This is a genomic window from Sphingobium tyrosinilyticum, assembly GCF_042654265.1.
Classification (GTDB): domain Bacteria; phylum Pseudomonadota; class Alphaproteobacteria; order Sphingomonadales; family Sphingomonadaceae; genus Sphingobium; species Sphingobium tyrosinilyticum.
This window is the reverse complement of sequence record NZ_JBHSFZ010000024.1, coordinates 13,396-32,415: the sequence shown is the minus strand read 5'-3', so window position 1 is coordinate 32,415 and position 19,020 is coordinate 13,396. Positions and strand designations below refer to the sequence as shown.

General features: G+C 61.5%; 15 protein-coding genes. 3 read left to right on the top strand and 12 right to left on the bottom strand.

The features are described 5' to 3' along the window. The first annotated feature begins 685 nt into the window (after positions 1 to 685). Entirely contained in the window at positions 686 to 1,564 is an 879-nt protein-coding gene (locus ACFO3E_RS11115) for an SDR family NAD(P)-dependent oxidoreductase (RefSeq protein ID WP_380804765.1), read from the top strand. A 113-nt stretch (positions 1,565 to 1,677) separates the two neighbouring features. Here the strand turns inward: ACFO3E_RS11115 and npdG are convergent, their stop codons facing one another. The 12 genes from npdG to ACFO3E_RS11055 all read right to left on the bottom strand — a co-directional run bounded on the left by npdG (position 1,678) and on the right by ACFO3E_RS11055 (position 15,898). Continuing rightward, positions 1,678 to 2,316 (bottom strand): NADPH-dependent F420 reductase, encoded by a 639-nt coding sequence (npdG, locus tag ACFO3E_RS11110; RefSeq protein ID WP_380804762.1) that lies wholly within the window; start codon positions 2,314 to 2,316, stop codon positions 1,678 to 1,680. 11 nt (positions 2,317 to 2,327) lie between these two features. Further along, entirely contained in the window at positions 2,328 to 4,574 is a 2,247-nt protein-coding gene (gene cofH / locus ACFO3E_RS11105; protein ID WP_380804759.1) for a 5-amino-6-(D-ribitylamino)uracil--L-tyrosine 4-hydroxyphenyl transferase CofH, read from the bottom strand. Positions 4,575 to 4,691: 117 nt separating this feature from the next. Beyond that, positions 4,692 to 6,932 (bottom strand): acyl-CoA dehydrogenase family protein, encoded by a 2,241-nt coding sequence (locus ACFO3E_RS11100; protein WP_380804756.1) that lies wholly within the window; start codon positions 6,930 to 6,932, stop codon positions 4,692 to 4,694. A gap of 143 nt (positions 6,933 to 7,075) precedes the next feature. Then, on the bottom strand, positions 7,076 to 7,306 hold the full coding sequence (locus ACFO3E_RS11095) for a biotin/lipoyl-containing protein (protein WP_340268029.1): 231 nt from the start codon (positions 7,304 to 7,306) through the stop codon (positions 7,076 to 7,078). A gap of 2 nt (positions 7,307 to 7,308) precedes the next feature. Continuing rightward, positions 7,309 to 8,301, bottom strand: a complete 993-nt coding sequence (locus ACFO3E_RS11090) for an alpha-ketoacid dehydrogenase subunit beta (protein ID WP_380804753.1) — start codon at positions 8,299 to 8,301, stop codon at positions 7,309 to 7,311. 12 nt (positions 8,302 to 8,313) lie between these two features. Beyond that, positions 8,314 to 9,297, bottom strand: a complete 984-nt coding sequence (locus ACFO3E_RS11085; protein WP_380804751.1) for a thiamine pyrophosphate-dependent dehydrogenase E1 component subunit alpha — start codon at positions 9,295 to 9,297, stop codon at positions 8,314 to 8,316. Positions 9,298 to 9,311: 14 nt separating this feature from the next. After that, positions 9,312 to 10,460, bottom strand: a complete 1,149-nt coding sequence (locus ACFO3E_RS11080; RefSeq protein WP_380804748.1) for an acyl-CoA dehydrogenase family protein — start codon at positions 10,458 to 10,460, stop codon at positions 9,312 to 9,314. After that, a complete protein-coding gene (locus ACFO3E_RS11075; RefSeq protein WP_380804746.1) occupies positions 10,460 to 11,656 on the bottom strand; it encodes an acetyl-CoA acetyltransferase in 1,197 nt (398 codons plus the stop codon). The genes ACFO3E_RS11080 and ACFO3E_RS11075 overlap by 1 nt, the downstream gene beginning before the upstream one ends. A 2-nt stretch (positions 11,657 to 11,658) precedes the next feature. Next, positions 11,659 to 13,110 carry a 3-oxoacyl-[acyl-carrier-protein] synthase III C-terminal domain-containing protein gene (locus ACFO3E_RS11070; RefSeq protein WP_380804743.1) on the bottom strand — a complete coding sequence of 484 codons (1,452 nt, stop codon included), beginning with the start codon at positions 13,108 to 13,110 and terminating at the stop codon, positions 11,659 to 11,661. A gap of 123 nt (positions 13,111 to 13,233) precedes the next feature. Further along, complete coding sequence (locus tag ACFO3E_RS11065) at positions 13,234 to 14,046, bottom strand: enoyl-CoA hydratase/isomerase family protein (protein ID WP_380804740.1); 813 nt, start codon at positions 14,044 to 14,046, stop codon at positions 13,234 to 13,236. Positions 14,047 to 14,051: 5 nt separating this feature from the next. Beyond that, positions 14,052 to 14,972, bottom strand: coding sequence for an SDR family NAD(P)-dependent oxidoreductase (locus ACFO3E_RS11060; RefSeq protein ID WP_380804737.1), 921 nt, complete (start codon positions 14,970 to 14,972; stop codon positions 14,052 to 14,054). Between the two features lie 62 nt (positions 14,973 to 15,034). After that, positions 15,035 to 15,898, bottom strand: coding sequence for a MaoC family dehydratase (locus tag ACFO3E_RS11055; RefSeq protein WP_380804735.1), 864 nt, complete (start codon positions 15,896 to 15,898; stop codon positions 15,035 to 15,037). A gap of 205 nt (positions 15,899 to 16,103) precedes the next feature. Between ACFO3E_RS11055 and ACFO3E_RS11050 the strand changes: the two genes are divergently transcribed. Both ACFO3E_RS11050 and ACFO3E_RS11045 read left to right on the top strand, forming a co-directional pair. Beyond that, positions 16,104 to 16,733, top strand: coding sequence for a PaaI family thioesterase (locus tag ACFO3E_RS11050; protein ID WP_380804732.1), 630 nt, complete (start codon positions 16,104 to 16,106; stop codon positions 16,731 to 16,733). 78 nt (positions 16,734 to 16,811) lie between these two features. After that, a complete protein-coding gene (locus ACFO3E_RS11045; protein ID WP_380804730.1) occupies positions 16,812 to 18,950 on the top strand; it encodes a molybdopterin-containing oxidoreductase family protein in 2,139 nt (712 codons plus the stop codon). Positions 18,951 to 19,020 lie beyond the last annotated feature (70 nt).

The following is a 19,020-nucleotide window of genomic DNA, read 5'->3' as shown; positions in this document are numbered from 1 at the left end:
ACCAGGACTGCCCGGCTCCGCATCAGGGTAGGTCACAAACCCCACCCGATAATCATATCCCATGACACGCCTCTCATCAAAACAGGATGTAGGACCTAATCATTCAATCAACCCAGCGCAACGAGTATATGACGTGTCTCGCCCTGACACGGCATGCTAACACGGCATGCTGACGTGGCAAGTTGCAGAGTTGAGCCTTGGGGCTTTCGGCTAGCGGCCTTGCATGCCTACATATGTTCCTGTTTGCGCGGCGACAAGCCCGCAGCACCGAAGCCTCAGTTTGGGCCGCAATATCGATAACTTGGGCGAAGCACATCATTGCGTCTGCGCGTTGAAGTCGGCTTCTTCTAGTGGAGCGAAATCGCCTTCTCCTCTTCCGGTCACTGACTTGCGTCATCACTTCCGACATGATCGAGGCCGGTGATGTTCTCAGCGGCCGTGTCGGGCCGATCGATTTCGCCGGGCATAGTCATCTTCGCATTTATGACAGGTTCCTTTCCTCTCATCAATCAAGGCGGAGCGCCTTTGGTTCCTGCCGGGCCCAGGCTCGGCCCAGCTATTCGGTTGACAGGGAAAGACCTTCCCATGCGACAATGTTTGTTATAGGTCCGACATCCTATGCATCGGGATCGCACGGCCATGATCTCGAGCCTCCATTCATCAGTCATTACCGGAGATATGAGATATGCCTTCCAGCTCAAACCAATCAGGCAAGATACTTGTCATTGGTGCTTCGGGTGGCGTGGGCCGATGTCTTATGCGCCAATTGCTGGACCGCGGCTATACTGTGCTGGGTTCAGCGGTGGATGATGGCGATCTGGACAATATGGTGCAGGACGGCTTTGGCACCGCTGATATTTTTGCCGCGGACTTCTCCTCGGCGGAAATCGGCGCGCAGGAGGTGAGGAACGCCCTAGAGCGTGGCGGCGAGCCGTTGACCGCCGTCATCAGCTGCATCGGGATCAATCCGTGCGGGCCGGTCGAGACGACACCGCTGGCGCTGTTTCGCCGAACGATGGAGATCAACACCCTGTCCAATCTCGCCATTTACCAGGCGACCCTGCCTGAGATGCGGGCTAACAGGGGACGGTTCATCTTTGTCAGCTCCATGGCGGGCAAACTGGCCTTGCCGCTGCTCGGCTACTATGCCGCCTCCAAGTTCGCGCTGGAGGGTCTTGCCGATACAATGCGGCTTGAAGCGGGCCAGTGGGGCATCCCTGTGTCGCTGATCGAGCCCGGCGCGATTGCCACTGGCATGGTCCATGGTTTCGCCAGCCAACTGGAGAGCAGTCTTGCTCAGCTGGACGAGGAAGGCAGGCAAAATTACGGTGACTATTTCGCTCAGCAACGCGCCTTTTCACTGGGGTCCGGCACGGGCGCTATTCCGCCGGACGACGTTGCGAAAGTCATTGTCGAGGTGCTGGAATCAGACGCGCCGAAAGCCCGCTATCCGGTCGGCAGTGCGGTCCCGCTGCTGGACCTTCGCCGATCCTCAACCGATCGCGAGTTCGACGCTGTCCTGAATGACATGCTTCCCGGCAGCCGGGCCGTAAGTGCCGGCTGACGATTTTTTCAGAACATCAGCGATCCAAGGTTGTGAGAATGTCGCGGTGACGGCCTGTTTGAGACCGCCACCGGCATCCTGACGCGCGCAGCGGCACACCGCTGCCCATATGCTCAATGCTGGCCGGTAATCTTGATGCCAGCTTCTCCCACATCGTAATTCTTGTTGATGAAGATAAGCACCGAGGTAAGTGCCTCTGCAGCGGCAGAGTTGCACAGCGCCCCTGCATGGAAGGCGCGCAAGTTCATCGAATCTGCCAACTGCACCACCTTTTCGCGAGCCGCCTTGTCGTCACCGAAGACCAACACGTCGCAATTGATTTCCATGTCGGTCGCGAGCTTGTGCGCGGCAACATTATGGAATGCCGAAACGACCGTCACGCCTTCCCCAAGCTGCTGCTGCGCCCGCTGAGCCGCGCTGCCTTCAGCCGGCAATTGCACGCGCATCACCTTGGGCGGCACCAGAGGCACGGTCGTGTCCACCACGATCTTACCGGCGCAGTGTGGCGCGATATCCGCGATCGTCGATTCCTGTGCAGCAAAGGGCACTGTCACGATGACAAGGTCCGCTTCGCGCGCGGCATCGGCATTCGCCATGCCCGAAAGGCCAAAGCCCAGTTCCCCCGCCGCGCGTTCAGCGCTCTCGGCCGAACGCGACCCGATGATGACCGCATTGCCCGTCTTCGCGAGCCTGCGCGCAATCGCCGCGCCCAGATTACCGGTCCCGCCGATAACCGCAATCTTCTCACCCATTCTTATCGTCCCTATAAAATAATGCTATTCTGCGCTTGCAATTCAGGCGCGTTGACAGGCCCGTATAATGTGGTGCGCTGAACGGCATGGCGTCCGGCTTCCCGTGCAAATGCCGCCATCTGCGCAGGGTCGCACAGCTGGCCGTTGAGTCCCCCGGCCGCGCGCGTGATGGATTCGTCCATCAACGTCCCGCCCATGTCGTTAACGCCGGCCCGCAAAGCAGCCGCGATGCCCGTGGGACCCAGCTTCACCCAGCTCGCCTGGATGTTGGGGATAAGCGGATGCAGCACCAAGCGGGCAACCGCATGCATCAACATCACCTCGCGGAAGCTGGGGCCTGAGCGCGCCAGCCCTTTCCGCCAGATCGGCGCCTCCATATGCACAAAGGGCAGCGGCACGAATTCGGTGAACCCGCCCGTCTCCGCCTGGAGATCGCGGACCCGCAGCAGATGCCGCGCCCAGTGCCGATAGCCTTCGACATGGCCGAACATGATCGTCCCCGTGGACCGCAGGCCAACGCGATGCGCCGTGCGCATCACCTCCAGCCACTCCTGCGTGTTCAGCTTGTCCGGGCAGATGATATCCCGGATCTCGTCGTCGAGTATCTCCGCGGCCGTTCCCGGCAGGGTCGAAAGACCAGCATCGCGCAGCCGCGTCAGATAGGCTTCCAGGCCCAGGCCCAGCGTCGCGGCGCCATGGCTGACCTCCAGCGGCGAAAAGGCATGGATGTGGATGTGCGGCGCAGCCTCGCGCACCGCCTTGAGCACCGACAAATAGGTGTTGCCATCATAATCGGGATGGATGCCCCCCTGCAGGCACACCTCGGTCGCGCCCCTGTCCCAGGCCTCGGCCGCGCGGCGCCCGACCTCTTCCAGGTCAAGCCGGTAGGCCGGGCCGCGCATCGCCTTCGTGCTGCCCTTGGAAAAGGCACAGAAGCCGCATTTATAAAGGCAGATATTGGTATAGTTGATGTTGCGGTTGACGACATAGGTGACCGCATCGCCCACCACTTCGCGACGCAGATCGTCGGCCGCCCGGGTCAACAGGTCCAGATGCGAACCGTCGGCCTCGAACAGCGCGACGATAGCCTTCTCCTCCAGCCGCTCACCGGCGCGCGCGGCGGCAATGATCGCCTCGATTTCCACAGCGCCAGTCGTCCGGGCAACAGGCTCCACAGGCGCAGGAGCATCATCTCCCGCGCCAGCATGCCAGCCGTCCGCCAGCGGCAGGCCGCGCGCATCGATCGACTGGCGCACCTTCCTGGCTATCGCGGGATCGGCCCAGCGGTCCGCCTCCAGCGCATAGGCCGGACCAATGGCAAGACGTTCGCGCAGCACCCGCCCGGCATCCGCCGTCGCCTGCTCCAGCAAGGCCAGATGCGGCCAGGGCGCTTCGGGATTGACGTGATCGGGCGTGACCGGCGACACCCCGCCCCAGTCGTTCACACCCGCCCGCAACAGCGCCGCCAGTTCCTCGGGCGCATGCAGATTGGGCGGTGCCTGGATGACCATCTGCGGACCCAGGATCAATCGGGCCATGGCGATCGTCCACAGATGCTCTTCCAGCGAGGGTTCGGGATGGTCAACCATCCGCGTGCCCGGCTTGGCCCGGAAGTTCTGGATGATGACTTCCTGGATATGGCCGTAGCGGCGATGCATGTCGTGGATCGTAACCAGCGCGTCGATCCGTTCCTGCCGCGTCTCCCCAATGCCGATGAGCAGACCGGTCGTAAAAGGCACCCTTGCCCGACCCGCAGCCTCAATCGCTTCGATCCTGTGCGCCGGCCACTTATCGGGCGAACCATGATGGGGACCGCCCTTCTCGGAAAGTCGTTCCGATAGCGTTTCCAGCATCAACCCCATGGAGGCCGATACCGGACGAAGCGCGGTATAATCGGCCTCATCCATCAGGCCCGCATTGATGTGCGGCAGAAGCCCGGTCTGATCGAAGACGGCGCGGGCCATCTCTTCAAGATAAGAAAGCGTGGTGGCATGGCCAATCTGACTGAGCGCCTTGCGCGCAGCCGAATACCGCGCCTCAGGCCGATCGCCCAAGGTAAATAATGCCTCACGACACCCCGCTGCCGCGCCCGCCTGGGCAATCGCCAGAACGTCTTCGCGAGAAAGATAGGCGGTTTCTACCCGCGCAGGAGTCGAGGCGAAGGTGCAATAGTGGCAAACGTCTCGACAGAGCTTCGTGAGCGGGATGAAGACTTTGCGCGAATAAGTCACTAACGGTCCGAAAGATCGAAGCGTCATGCTTTCAGACCGTTCGGTTAGCGCTTCGAGCGGGCCATCCGCGAGCGTGAGCACTTCTTCAAAGGAAAGATCATCATACCCGCCTGGCATATACTTACTCTCTGGTTGCATCGGCGATCAGCCGGCAACCAACGATTTTGCAATCAGATTACGCTGAATCTCGTTGGTTCCACCGAAGATGGACCAGCATCGGCCATATAGATATTGATGCCCCATGAAACTGGCAAGCTGTGCAGGACTAAACTGACCGGCAGGGTTGAGATGCAGGTCATGCGGATCATGCGCACCGCCCAATGGCCCTTCGATTTCCAGCGCGACCTCCGAAAGCCGCTGCAAAATCTCTGTGCTGCGGATTTTAAGGACGGACGCCTCCGGGCCTTCGCGAGAGGCGCCCTCGGCCCATCGCGAAACATAATTCTGCTCTAGTTCGCACAGGGTCAGCAGTTCGATCTCGGCGCCGGCGAGCTTTTCGGCCAGTCGGTCGCGGGATGTGGACACCGGCACCTGTGCCATCATCGCCTTGATATTCTTCAGCAGTCGCAGCTTGGGGCCCGTATCCGCGATAGCGACGCGCTCGTGTGACAGCAGGAACTTGGCGATCGTCCACCCCTGACCTTCTTCGCCGACCAGATTTTCAACCGGCACACGAACATTGTCGAGGAAGAGCTGGTTGGTATGATGCTGGCCGTCAATCGTGACGATCGGCCGCACGTCAATGCCGGGGCTGTTCATATCGATAAGCAGCATGGAGATGCCACGCTGCGGCTTCACTTCCCGGTCCGTGCGAACCAGGCAGTGCATCATGTCCGCCCAATGCGCTTCGGTCGTCCACATCTTCGTGCCGTTGACGATATAATGATCGCCTTCACGCACTGCACTGGTCTTCAATGAGGCAAGGTCCGACCCCGAATTGGGTTCAGAATAGCCTTGGCACCACCAGGTATCGCTCGACAGGATGCCGGGCAAATATTTGGCCTGCTGTTCCGCATTGCCAAACTCCTGCAGCACCGGGCCGATCATGTTGACGCCGTAGGGAATGATCATCGGCGCGTTGTTGAGCGCGGATTCCTGAAGGAAGATCAGTTGCTTGTCGATCGGCCAATCGGCGCCGCCATGCTCGGTCGGCCACCCGGCGCCGAACCAGCCCTTTTCCAGCAGGATCTTCTGCCAGCGAACATAATCTTCCTTGTGGATCTCAAGGCCCAAGGCGCCCTTGCGCGCGATATCTTCCGGCAGATACGCTCGCACGAACTCGCGCACTTCGGCGCGAAAGGGGGTTTCGCGGACCGCATTCACGCCCAGCCCGGCGAAGCGGGCGCGATGCAGATCGGCACTGCCCAACTCGGCCCGGATCGCGGTCAGCCTGCGGAGATAATGGCTGACGTCCAGTTCGTCACTGACGCCCATGCCGCCATGCATCTGCACGGCTTCATGTCCGACCTTTCGGGCCGCATCGTCGACCAGCGCCTTCGCGGCCGAAGCAAGAGCGGATCGATCAGCGGCGCCCGCATCGATCGCTTCGATGGCGCGCTCCGTCAGGGCACGCGCTTCTTCCGCCGCGGCGTACATGTCTGCGGCGCGATGCTGCAGGGCCTGGAAGCTCGCCAAGGGCACGCCGAACTGCTTGCGCGTTCCCAGATAGGAGAAGGTGGCGCTATTGAGTGCAGCAATAATGCCGACCGCTTCGGCTGCAAGCGCCACAACGCCCCGTTCGAGAGCGGCGAGAAGAAGGTCGTCGCCCCCAAGCCGACGGGCGGGGACATTGGTCAGCTCGATCGTGGCGGCCGACGCTCCATCGATCATGCGGCAGCTGTCCAGGACAAGCCCTTCTGCGCTGCGGTCGACCAGGTAGAGCGCGGAAGCCCCGTCCAGCGCGGCCGTAACGATGAACTGATGGGCAAGATCGGCATGGCGCACGACAAGCTTGCGCCCGGTCAGCCGGTAATTCCCGCCATCCTCGACCGCCCTCGTATCCCGGGGGCCGAAGGGATCATAGCCTTCCTCATGAGCGAAGGCCACGATTGTCTCACCCGCGATCAGGGCAGAAAGATCTTCTCCCGCCGCATTCAGGATGGCGCCACAGAGAGCGCTTGCCAGAACGGGTTCGACGACGAGCTTGCGGCCGACCTCTTCCATGACGACCGACAGGTCGCGCATGGTCCCGCCAAAGCCGCCGGCCTCTTCGGGAAGGGTCGCGCCCAGAATCCCCTGTTCGGCCAGTGCCGACCACAGCGCGAGACGATCCGGGTCCGGCGCAGACAGTCGATGCCGGCGCTTCTCGAAATCATTTTCGACATCAAGAAGCCGTTCCAGCATGTCGCCAAACATCTGCTGCGTTTCTGTTCTGGCGAAGCTCATCCCAATCTGGCCTTTTCTGTTCGATCCTGGGCGGTCTGCCCGCCCGCCCGCGAACGCAAATCGTTCCGGTCACTCAGCGACTGGAGGGATCACCCGGTGCGCATGCCGCCGATTATGCGCAATCGTGCAGGGCAGCATCGCGACTATTCGATGGTGCCCAGAACCGTTCCAACGTCATAGGTTTCACCGGCCTGCTTCAGGATGCGCAGCGTACCCGACGCCGGAGCCTCCACTTCGTTGACCGACTTGTCGCTCTCCAGCGAGAAAAGCGGCTGCCCTTCGGTCACCTCGCCGCCATCTGCGACCAGCCATTCAGCGAGCTGTCCTTCGCTCATCGAGAAGCCAAGCTTGGGAAGAAGAATTTCATACGCCATGTTCAGAAGTCCTTTCCAGCAATTAGGCCGCGTACAGCCGTCACGATACCTTCGGCCGAGGGCGCGAACGCTGTTTCCAACGGCTTCGAGTAGGGCACTGGGCAGAATGCTCCGCCCAATCTCCGAACGGGCGCCTTGAGCTTTCCAAACAGGTGGTCCGCCAGGTCAGCGGCGATCTCCGCACCCACGCCAAATTCCTTGACCGCTTCATGCACGATCAATGCCCGGCCCGTCTTTTCGACAGATGCCCGCACGGTGTCCCGATCCCAGGGCGCGATGGTCCGCAAGTCAACGACTTCGGCATTGACGCCTTCACCCGCCAGCGTCTCCGCGGCAGCCAGTGCCGGTGCCATCATGGACGCATAGCTGACGATCGTAACGTCGCTGCCTTCGCGCGCCACGTTCGCCTTGCCCAGCGGAATCACTTCACGAGTGACAGGGCCGGTGTTCCAGTAAGAAGGAAGATTTTCGATGAAGATCACCGGATCATCATCTTCGATCGCCGCTCTCATCAGGCCATAGGCGTCACCCGGGTTGGACGGCGTCACCACCTTGATCCCGGGCGTGTGGGCGAACCACGCCTCCAAATAGTCGCTGTGCTGGCCGCCATTGGACATGCCCGATCCCGTCATCGTGCGGATGACGATAGGCACATGGGTCTGCCCGCCCGACATGAAGCGAAGCTTGGCTGCATGGTTCACGATCATGTCCATCGCAACAGTCGTAAAGTTCATCAGCATGATCTCGGCCACCGCGCGATAGCCGCGCAGCGAGGCGCCGATCGCGGCGCCGATGATCACCTGCTCCGCGATGGGAGTGGATTTGACTCGATCATCGCCAAAGGCGGTCGACAGCCCCTTGGTGACGCCGACGACGCCGCCTTCCTCCCGGTCGGCCACATCCTCACCCAGCACGACGATCTTGGGATCGGCGGCGAGCGCATCGTGCAGCGCGAGATTGACGGCCTGGATGGTGTTCATGGTCTGCGTTGTCATAGTATGGAATCCTCAGGCCAGTTCGAAAGCGAACACGTCGCGCTTCAGTTCGGCGACATCCGGGAGATCGGCCTTGAAGGCCGCTTCCACCGCCTGTTCGATGCGCGCCTTGATCTCGGTGTCGATCTCGTCAAGCTCGGCTTCGCTCGCCACGCCATCGGCCAGCAAACGGTTGCGCAACGTCGCGAACGGATCCTTTGCCTTCGCCGCAGCCATCTCGTCCTTGGGGATGTAGCCGGCCGCGTCACCGATGAGATGGCCATTGAAGCGGAACGTCAGCGCCTCGATGAGCGTCGGCCCTTCACCGGCGCGCGCGCGATCGACAGCCATCTTGGCCGCGCCGTACATCTCATCAACGTCATTGCCGTTCACCGTCACACCGACCATGCCATAGCCTGCGGCACGCTTCGACAGCTGATCGACGGCCGTCGAATTGGCGAAGCTGGTATGTTCGGCATAGCGATTATTCTGGCAGATGAAGATCACCGGCAGCTTCCATAGCGCCGCGAGATTGAGCGACTCATGGAAGGCCCCGATATTGGCGGCGCCGTCGCCGAAATTGGCGACCGCGACTTCACCCTTGCCGTCCAGCTTGGCGGCCCAGCCGAGCCCGGTAGCGATCGGCATGGATGATCCCACGACTCCCGTGGTCACCATGCATCCGCTTTCTGGATGGGTCAGGTGCATCGTCCCACCCTTGCCCTTGCAGCTGCCGGTCACGCGCCCGGCCAGCTCCGCCCAGAGCGGCTCAAGCGGGAAACCTTTGGCCAGCATGTCATGCGTGCCGCGGTAAATGGTGCAGATCGTATCGCTGTCGTTCAGATTGACCGAAAGGGCCGAAGGAATGATTTCCTGTCCAGCAGGCGAATAATAGGGCGTAACCAGCATCCCCGCCTTCATCGCCTTGATGACGCGAAGATCGTTGTGACGGATAAGCGACGCCTTGCGGTAGATTGCGAGTAATGTTGCCGCATCTGCCTTGGGTAGGTTTGACATCCGGTCCTCCTTGCTCATCGCCTGCCCGCAAACAGGTCACGGCCGATAATCTGTTTCATAACTTCCGCAGCGCCCCCAGCAATGCGCGCAATACGTGCATCGATGAAAGCGCGTGCGATCGGATATTCGGTCATATAGCCGTAGCCGCCGAAAAATTGCAGACACTCGTTGACGACCTTATTGTGCAGATCCGTGACAAGCAGCTTCACTTTGGCGGCATCGACAGGGCTGAGTTCGCCCTTGAGGTGACTCTCAATGCACCAGTCGGTGAACACGCGCAATGCCGTGGTTTCGGCCGAAAGCTGTGCGAGCACGAACTGAGTGTTCTGGAAATCCGCGATCGTATGGCCGAATGCCTTGCGCTCCGCGGTATAATCGACCGTCCATTGAATTGCGGCCTCGCACACGCAGATGCTGCGAATCGCCTGCGTCAGCCGCTCCTGGGCCAGCTTCGTCATCAGCATCGAGAAACCGCCGCCCTCATTGCCGAGCCGATTGGCGACCGGCACGCGCATGTCGGCGAAAAAGAGCTCTGAGGTATCTTGCGCCTTTAGCCCGATCTTTTCCAGATTCCGGCCCCTTTCAAAGCCGGGCGTGTCCGCCGGCGACAGGACGATGCTGACGCCCTTCGCGCCGGCTTCCGGATCGGTCTTGCACGCGACCAGCGCGAAATCGCAATTCTGGCCGTTGGAGATGTAGGTCTTCTGACCATTGATGACATAGTCGTCGCCGTCACGAACCGCCCGCGTGCGAATGGCCTTGAGGTCACTGCCCGCATTGGGTTCCGTCATCGCCACAGCGCCGATCGCTTCCCCGGTCACCATGCGCGGCAGCCAGCTCTGCTTCAGCTCCTCGGAACCCCAAGCCAGAATATAGGGCGCAACCATTTCCGAATGGACCATGAAACCGGGTCCGGACATGCCGGCCTTCGCCAGTTCCTCGATCACGACGACATTATAAAGCCAGTCAGCCCCCAGGCCGCCGTAGCTTTGGGGAATGTCACAGCACAGCATGCCCGCTCTACCGGCGTTCAGCCACACCTCACGCGGGACTCGCTGTTGCTTTTCCCAGTCCGCGTGAAATGGCGCCATTTCCGTCTCGACGAAGCTGCGCACCGTGTCACGGAACATTTCATGTTCGGACGAGAAAAATTTCCGCTCCATCAGTTGAGCCCCAGGATGGAGATGCACGCGATCCCCTGATAGGGAACGCCCCCGAGATTATGGGTCAACCCCAGCGAAGGGGACGTCAGCTGACGTTCTCCAGCGCGGCCGAGCAGCTGGTTGTACACCTCATAGGTCATACGGAGGCCCGTGGCGCCGATCGGGTGACCGAAGCATTTCAGGCCGCCGTCGATCTGGCAGGGCACGTCTCCATCGGCATCATAGAAGCCATCCAGAATATCGCTTGCGGCGTTGCCCTCTTCCGAGATGAAGAGGTCCTCCATGGTCACGAGTTCGGTGATGGAGAAGCAGTCATGCACTTCCAGCACGTCCAACTGCGTGCGCGGGGCAGTGATCCCCGCCTCCTTGTACGCCCGGGTTGCGGCATTGCGCGTGTTGCGCACATGGCTGCCGTCCCATGTATTCATCTGGGATTCGATGCCCGAACTGATCGCCAACTGGATCGCCTTGATCGTGACGAGATCCTTCTTGCCCAAGGCCCGGGCAATCTCCGGCGTGGTTACGATCGCGCAGGCTGCGCCATCCGAAACGCCGCAGCAGTCGAACAGGCCGAGCGGGTCCGAAATCATCGGTGCGTTGATTATGGTTTCCATCGGCACGGCCTTGCGCAGATGCGCCTTTGGACTACGAACGCCGTTCTGATGACTTTTCCAGGAGACGTGCGCCATCGCGCGCTTCAGGTCTTCCTTCGCCACGCCATGCTTCGCGCGATATCCAGCCGCCAGCTGCGCGAAACCGGCGGGTGATGAGCCCATCGGCAGCCACATGTCGTTGAACGTCCCCTTGAAAGGGATGGGAAGGCCGCCATAGCCGGTGTCCTTGAGCTTTTCAGCACCGATCGCGACAGCAATGTCGACCGCGCCCGAAGCCACCGCATAGGCCGCGCCACGCAACGCTTCCGTCCCGGTCGCGCACATATTTTCAACGCGCGTGAACGGAATGCCGTCGAGACGCAATGCGGTGGACGCAGGAATGGGCGAATTGCCCACATTGACGTTGTCTAGCGCGCTGCCGTACCAGCCCGCCTCAATCTGCGATCGTTCGATACCCGCATCCGCCAGTGCTTCATCGAAAGCCTCCCGCATAAGTGTTGAGGAATCCGCGTCCCAGCGTTCGCCGAACTGCGAACAGCCCATGCCCAGGATCGCAACCTTGTCCTTGATACCTGTCGCCATGCTTATGCTCCCGCCCCGCCGATCGGCGTGGCTTTCCAGAAATAGCGATTGTAGCCGCGCGCCCGATCGCGCTCCTTGATCCGGTACGTCAGTTTCAGCGGCGTGCCCACTTCAAGGCCTTCGGCACCGACGTCAACAACCTCCATGAGGATTCTCGCGCCGTTGTCGAACTGCACGAAGCCCACATAAAGAGGGGGCGCGGGATGGAAAGACAACCAGTCAGCAGTATAGGTGAAAACCTGAGACGGCTCATTGACTAGAGAATAATCCTCGAAATGGCTCGCCGGCGCATTGCACTCAGGATTTACGCAATATTCAAGCTGGGGGAACTGAATCGTCGCGCACTTGCTGCATTTGCCGGCGACCAGTCCGCTAATCTGGTCATTCGACCGATATTGTGCAGTAAGTGCCGTCTTTCCGCTCTTTTCGGCCCTCATACCCCATTCAAGATCGATGCCGTCGTAGAAGGACAACATCCGCAAATAGCTGTCTGTCGCAATTCCGTCGGCAATGGCGCCCGACACGCCCTGACGTGGCCGTGCGCGCTCTATCGCCTCGGTCACCTCGAACACGAGCGCATCCGCGCCCTGTCCAAAGCCGACGAGCAGGATCCTGTCCCCTGCCGAGGCGGTTTCCAGCACATTTGCCAGCATCAGCAGAGGATGAGCAGCGCCGGCATAGCCCACCCTGCTTTCAAGTCCATCGGCCGGTTTGCCGGCAAAGCCGACCTTCTTGGCGACGGCGTCGGCAGCGCCGCGCTGCATGGACGCCATCACGAAATGCGTGATCTCGCCGATATCCGCGCCGGCCTTCGCCAGCGCAGCCTTGATCGCTGCCGGCGCGAGCTTTCCGTAGCCTTCGTCGCGAACCCAGCGCTCTTCCCAGAAATAGTCATGCCGCGACTGAGCGGCGCGGAAATGATCGACGAACGGCGCGGTGACGCTCGCGGCGCCAATCAGACGCGCCGCCACGTCTTCCGAGCCGAGCAGGAACGCTGCCGCTCCCGCGCCATAGCTCATCTCCTGCGTGCTGGCTGGCTTGCCAACCGGAGCATCGCTCGCGATGAAAAGCGCGTTGTCGCCGGCCTTGAGCGCCTGGAGAAGCCCCGAGGTACCCGCGCGCTGGGAATGACCAACGTCACTGCCGGCGATTTCTGCGGGCAAACACAGGGCGCTCGCGACCAGCGCGGAATGCTGAAGGTCGGCATAGGGCAGGGTTGCGGAGGCCAGATGGATCGCTTCAATGCCAGCGGGCGGACAACCGTTCAGGCAGTCACGCGCCGCTTCGACGGCCATCGTCACGGCGTCTTCGTCCCAGCTGAGGAACGCCCGCGATCCCTTGGCCTGGCCACGAAGGCTCGGCGCCATCCACTTGTGCGCGTCGGCGATATGAGCCCGATCTATCCTAAGACGCGGCACATATCCGCCGAACAGCTTGATACCAAAGTCTGCCATGGGAACTCCACTCATCTTGGCTGATGCTTGTCACGAGGGAGGAGCCGAAATATGCCGAAGCCCCCGCGACAGAACATTTTCAAATTCGCTGCCTGGCGCCGTCGCAACAAAGGCCCCCGCTATTCACCGGTCGGACGCGGACGGGAAACTGGCCGGACGCTTTTCCATGAAGGCGCGGACGCCCTCTTCGAAATCAGCCGTGCCAACCGCTTCGACGATCGCGTCACGCTCTGCCTCAAGCTGGGCGGCCGCGGCTTGTGAACCGCTCGACGCGATCAGCGCCTTGGCCTGCCGCACAGCCCCGGCGGGCGCCAGGCCGAACCGCTTAGCCTGCGCGCGCGCTTCCGTCAGCAGAGTGTCCGGCGTCACGATCTTCGTCGCGAGGCCGATACGATAGGCCTCCGCCGCATCGACGCGAGCCGCGGTCAGTATCAGCTCCCCCGCCCGCCTGTGACCAACGATCCGCGGCAACAACAGGCTGACGCCCCCATCCGGCGGCAAGCCGACGCGTTGGTGCGAGAAGAGGAAGTTCACACTTTCATCGGCGATCACATAGTCTGCCCCGAGCGCAAACATCAGGCCGGCACCCGCAACCGCGCCTTGGCACGCCGCCACAACGGGAATCTCGATCGAAAGATAGGCTTCGACCATTCGCCGGACCGCGTCCAAACGTGACGTGAAATCGGCCCGACGTGCCTCGACAGACTGCTCGAGAGCGCGGGCGAAACTGCGTACGTCGCCACCGGCGGAGAAATGCGCGCCTTCCCCCCGAATGAGCAGCACCCGAACCGACAGATCCCCATTGATCGAGGTAAAAAGCTCGACCAATGGGGCGACCGCTTCTTGCGGGATCGCATTGCCCAAGGCCGGGCGGTTGAAGCTCAGTGTCAGAACTCCATCGGCCCGGTCAACCAGGAATGGCGCGTCCTCGCTCATGGCGATCAGAAAGGATCCCAGGTGAAGACGTGCGACGAAATATCGAGCGGGTAGAAGCTCGGCTTCATCGCAGGCAGCACATGGCTGACGATCGTCTCGGGCGTCCAGCCATCCGACGTCTGCGCCGTACGGATGGGACGCGGCTGGCTGAACAGAATGGCCTCGTTCATGCGCGACGAGAAAATCTGGCCAGTCACGTCCGCGGCGCCATCGCTGACAAGACCGCAAACCAGCGGCGCGATTTTCTCGGGCGTCATCCGCTTCGCGATTTCCAGGCGCTTGCGATTGGCTTCGTCATTGGCGGGAATGGTTCCAACCATCCGCGTGAACGCAAATGGCGCGATGCAGTTGGAACGGACGTTGAACCGCTTCATGTCGATAGCGATCGATTTGGAAAGACCGGCCACGCCGAGCTTGGCCGCAGCATAATTGGCCTGCCCCATATTGCCGATCAGGCCGCTCGTCGAGGTCATGTGCACGAACGCCCCGCTGCCCTGCTCCTTGAAATAGGGCGCGGCTGCGCGCGAAACGTAGAAATAGCCGTCTAGATTGACCGCGCGGACGAGGTCCCAGTCTTCCTTGCTCATCTTGTGGAAGATGACGTCGCGCAGGATGCCGGCATTGTTGACGACAGCGTCGATGCGACCAAAAGCCTTGATAGCGTCCTGGATGATCGCTTCGGCCGAATCCCATGCCGCAATGGAATGGAAGCTGGGGGCAGCGATGCCACCGGCAGCGTTTATCTCGTCGGCCACGCGCTGCGCGGGCGCGGTATCGGCGCCACCACCTGCAGCACCGCCACCAAGGTCGTTCACTAGCACGCTCGCGCCGCAGGCCGCAGCCAGCTTCGCGATCTCTGCGCCCACGCCGTTGCCGGCGCCGGTGACGATCACAACCTTGCCATCAAGGATCTTCGATTGAGCCATTTTCCATCCCACCTTTTTCAGAATGCCTTTCGATTACATAATTAGTGGATAGTGTCAATATACTAGGCGGCTGGTGCCGAGACCCGGGCGGTGCCACGGTCCAGCACGACCAGATCGCGCTCAACCGACCGGCAACGGAAGCGGACCGCATCGCCTCCCGTGTAAAATTCGACCCTGATCGTCTCGCCCGGAAAAACGGGCTTGCTGAACCGGACTTCCATGAAACGAAGCCGGCTGGGATCGCCGCCGCACAACTGGCTGATCACCGCGCGTGTCGCAAGCCCCATGGTGCACAGGCCGTGCAGGATCGGACGGTCGAAGCCGGCTTTGCGGGCCACCGAAGGGCTGGCGTGGATTGGATTGAGATCACCGCTCAGGCGATAGATGAGCGCGATTTGCGGTATGGTCGCAATGTCAATGACCGCGTCGGGTTCAGCGTCGGGGAGCGCAGCAGGAGCAGCACCCGGGTCGCCAAAGCCGCCTTGGCCGCCATCGCCGCGCAGGAACAATGTCTGCGTAACGGTCGCGCACAGGTCATTGCTGTAGTGATCGTACAGCTTCTTCTGCATCTTCATGATGGCGCCCTTGTCGGCGCCCTTGTCCTCGACGCTGAGGATCGAATAGTCGCCCCGCATGCGACCCTCGACCGGGATTGTCGAATGTATTTCGAAGGCCTGCTCGGCATGGAGCACCTTGACCCAGTCGATGTCCAGTTCGGGCCTATCGATCCAGAAGCCCGGATGTGCGATGGTGTTGCACATCGAAGGCACCGCCTTCAGCCCTTTTTCATACACGAAAGCCAGCTGCTCCTCATCAGTGGAATCGCTGCCGTAACCTAGGCCCAGCGCATAGAGGATCGTCTCGCTCGCGCGATAGTCATGATTTTTGTCGTCGAGCTTAAAACGCTGCAGAAGTTCGAGATTCACGGTGCCGGGCTCCCCCCAATGGCTTTGACGGTTGACTAATATTAGACCATCTAGGATTTAGGAACAAGGATGATTAAATTCGGGAGCGGCGTGGAGTACTAGGGTCACTCGCCATCGCTGGAAATATGGGGCTGATGGTCGCAGGAACAGCCGATCGGTCGAGAACTCTCTGGAACAAGGCGCAGTCTGGAATGGAAGGAACCGCATGAACAGGGTTGTCGACGACGCCGAGATCAAAAGCCGGGCGCTGGAAAGCGGATTGACGGCGCGGTTGGACCTTGCCCAGTCTATCCGGACGCTGCTCGACGATTTTTCCTGCTCCATGGCGGATGACGCGGCGCTGCGAGACTCCGCCGACCATGTCCGCCGCGCGCGCGACCTGCTTGCTGAACAGCCCACTCGCCCGGCCCATGTCAGATCGATCGAAGGGGCGCTGACCGGCATGGGAAGGCTGAGCGAACTTGGGCCGTTCACCGGCCGGCTTCATCCGCTCACCCCTCCGTTCCGGCTCATTCTGGAAGGCGGAAGAGCGGAAGCCTACGCCACCTACAGCCACCCGCATGAAGGCGCGCCGGGGCTGCTTCAGGGCGGCTTCATTGCCGCGACCTTTGACGAGCTACTGGGCGTGGTGCAGGCAGGGGTCATACGACTGACCGTCGACCTTCAGATCAGCTACCGTTCGCCGACGCCGCTCCACAAGGAGCTTCGCTATACGACCTGGCTTGAAAAGGTCGACGGGCGCAAGGCCTATGTCAATGGCACGCTGCACGATGGCGATCGGCTGTGCGCGGAAGCGCGCGGCCTGTTCGTCGAGCCCCGGAAATTGCCGTTCTGATGACAGGGAGCGACCGCTCCGAACGAAACGAAAAACACGGGCGCGATAACGTGCCGACCATAGCGAGAGGAATGCCCGATGGCGACGCACACGACGTATTGCCGCAACTGCGCGGCGGCCTGCGGCCTGCTGGTGACGGAGGAAGCGGGCGTGATCCAGGACATCAGGGGTGATCGTGAGCATCCGGTTTCCCAAGGCTATTTCTGCATCAAGGGAGCAGCAACACGCGACTTCCATAATGGCGACGACCGGCTGCTGAGCAGCCGTCGGCGCGCTGCGGACGGACGATTCGAGAATATCGACGCGCAGACGGCGATGGATGAAATCCATGAACGATTGAGCGCGATCATCGCCCGGCACGGCACCGAGTCGGTCGCGCTTTATTATGGCACCGGCGCCAACTGCAACGTGTTGAGCGTGCCGGCGGCCAAGGCGTGGATGGACGCGATCGGATCACCCTATCTCTTTTCCAGCATGACCGTGGATCAGTCGTCCAAATGGGTCATGGCCGGTCGTATGGGCGTCTATCTTGCGGGCAAGCACAGGCTGCCGGATATCGATGTGCTGATGGCCATTGGGTCCAATCCCGCCGCATCACACGCCTGTTACGGCATGCCATCGGCCAATCCGATCCAGCATGTGCGTAACGCGCGCAAGGCCGGCTCGAAGTTCATCGTGGTCGATCCGCGCAGGACCGAACTGGCGCGCTCGGCCGACCTGCATCTTGCGGTGCGGCCCGGTCAGGACGCCGCGCTGTTCGCGGGCCTGATCCGCATCGTGCTGGAGGAAGGGCTGGAGGATAAGGGCTTCTGCGATCGCTTTGTGACGTCCGTTGACCAGCTGCGAGCGAGCGTCGCGCCCTTCACACCGGACCATGTCGCCGAGCGCACCGGGATCGACGTCGAAACGCTGCATTTGGCCGCACGCATCTTTGCGACCGCGCCCCGCAAATCGGCGGTTACCGGCACCGGTTCGGCGATGGCCCTGAATTCCAATCTGTCGGAACATATGATCGAGGCGTTTAACGCCATCTGCGGCGGTTATCACCGGGCAGGCGATCCGGTTCGCAACATGGGCTATTTCGGGGTCGCGGCACCAAGCGAGGGCGTGATGCCGCCCAACCGGACCTGGGAGAGCGGACCCAAATTGCGCACCGTCGACATCGGCCCGATGGGCGGGGAATATCCGACTTCCCAGCTGCCCGCCGAGATCGTCGGCAATGAAATGGGCCGGTTCCGCGCGCTCATTCATCTTGGTGGCAATCTGATCAAGGCCCTGCCTCAGCCGGACCGCACCATTCCCATGCTACGCGAGTTGGACCTGCTTGTTTCGCTGGACATGCGTGACAATGTGACCAGCCGCATGGCCGACTATGTGATCGCCACCAGCGCGCATTATGAGCATCACGACTTCAACCTGGCGCTCGAATATATGTTGCCGACCACCTTCGCGCAGATCGCCGAGCCCATCCTGGAACGCCCGGCCGGCGTGATCGATGATTGGGAATTCTTCCATGGCATGGCGAGTCGCATGGGCAAGACGCTTCACATGCGGCGGCCGGTTTACGGGCTTGCGCATCGTGACATTCCAGGACCCGAGCTGGAACTTACCGACGATATCCGCGCCGAGGACATGATCCGCTGGCTCGCCGACGGGGGCCGCGGCAGCTTTGAGGCGCTGAAAGCCCGTCCCGGCGGCATCCACTTCAAGGAAGCGGAGGCCGTCGTGCAACCGGCGTGCGCGGATGACGGCGCGCGGCTTGATCTATGCCCGCCAGACGTCGCCGCCGAACTGGCCGTTGTGCGGACGGCCAGGGATGAGATCGCAGGCTATCCCTTCCGCCTGATCTCCCGCCGCCTGATTGAAGTCATGAACAGCGCCTATACCGAGGCCAGCCAATCCCGCCGCCGATTTCCGACCAATCCCATCTTCATGAACGAGCAGGATATGACCCGCCTCGGCCTGGCCGACGGCGGCGGCGTCAAGCTCACTGGGCGCACTGGCGACGTAGTGATCGGACGGGCGCGCAAGGACAGCGGACTCCAGCCCGGCGTCATCGCCATGTGTCACGGTTGGGGAAATCCGGAACTATCTGGAGAGGTCGACCCGGACGCATTCTCAGGGCGGCTGGTCTCGCTTGAGCATGACCTTGAAACAATCAACTTCATGCCGAGGCAGAGTTCGGTCCCCGTCCAGGCGCAAAGATTTGATACCTGAAGAACGAAGCGAGTTTCAGGCGAGAAGGCGGGCGAGCGAGTAATGCTCTACGCTGCCGCTCTTGCCGATC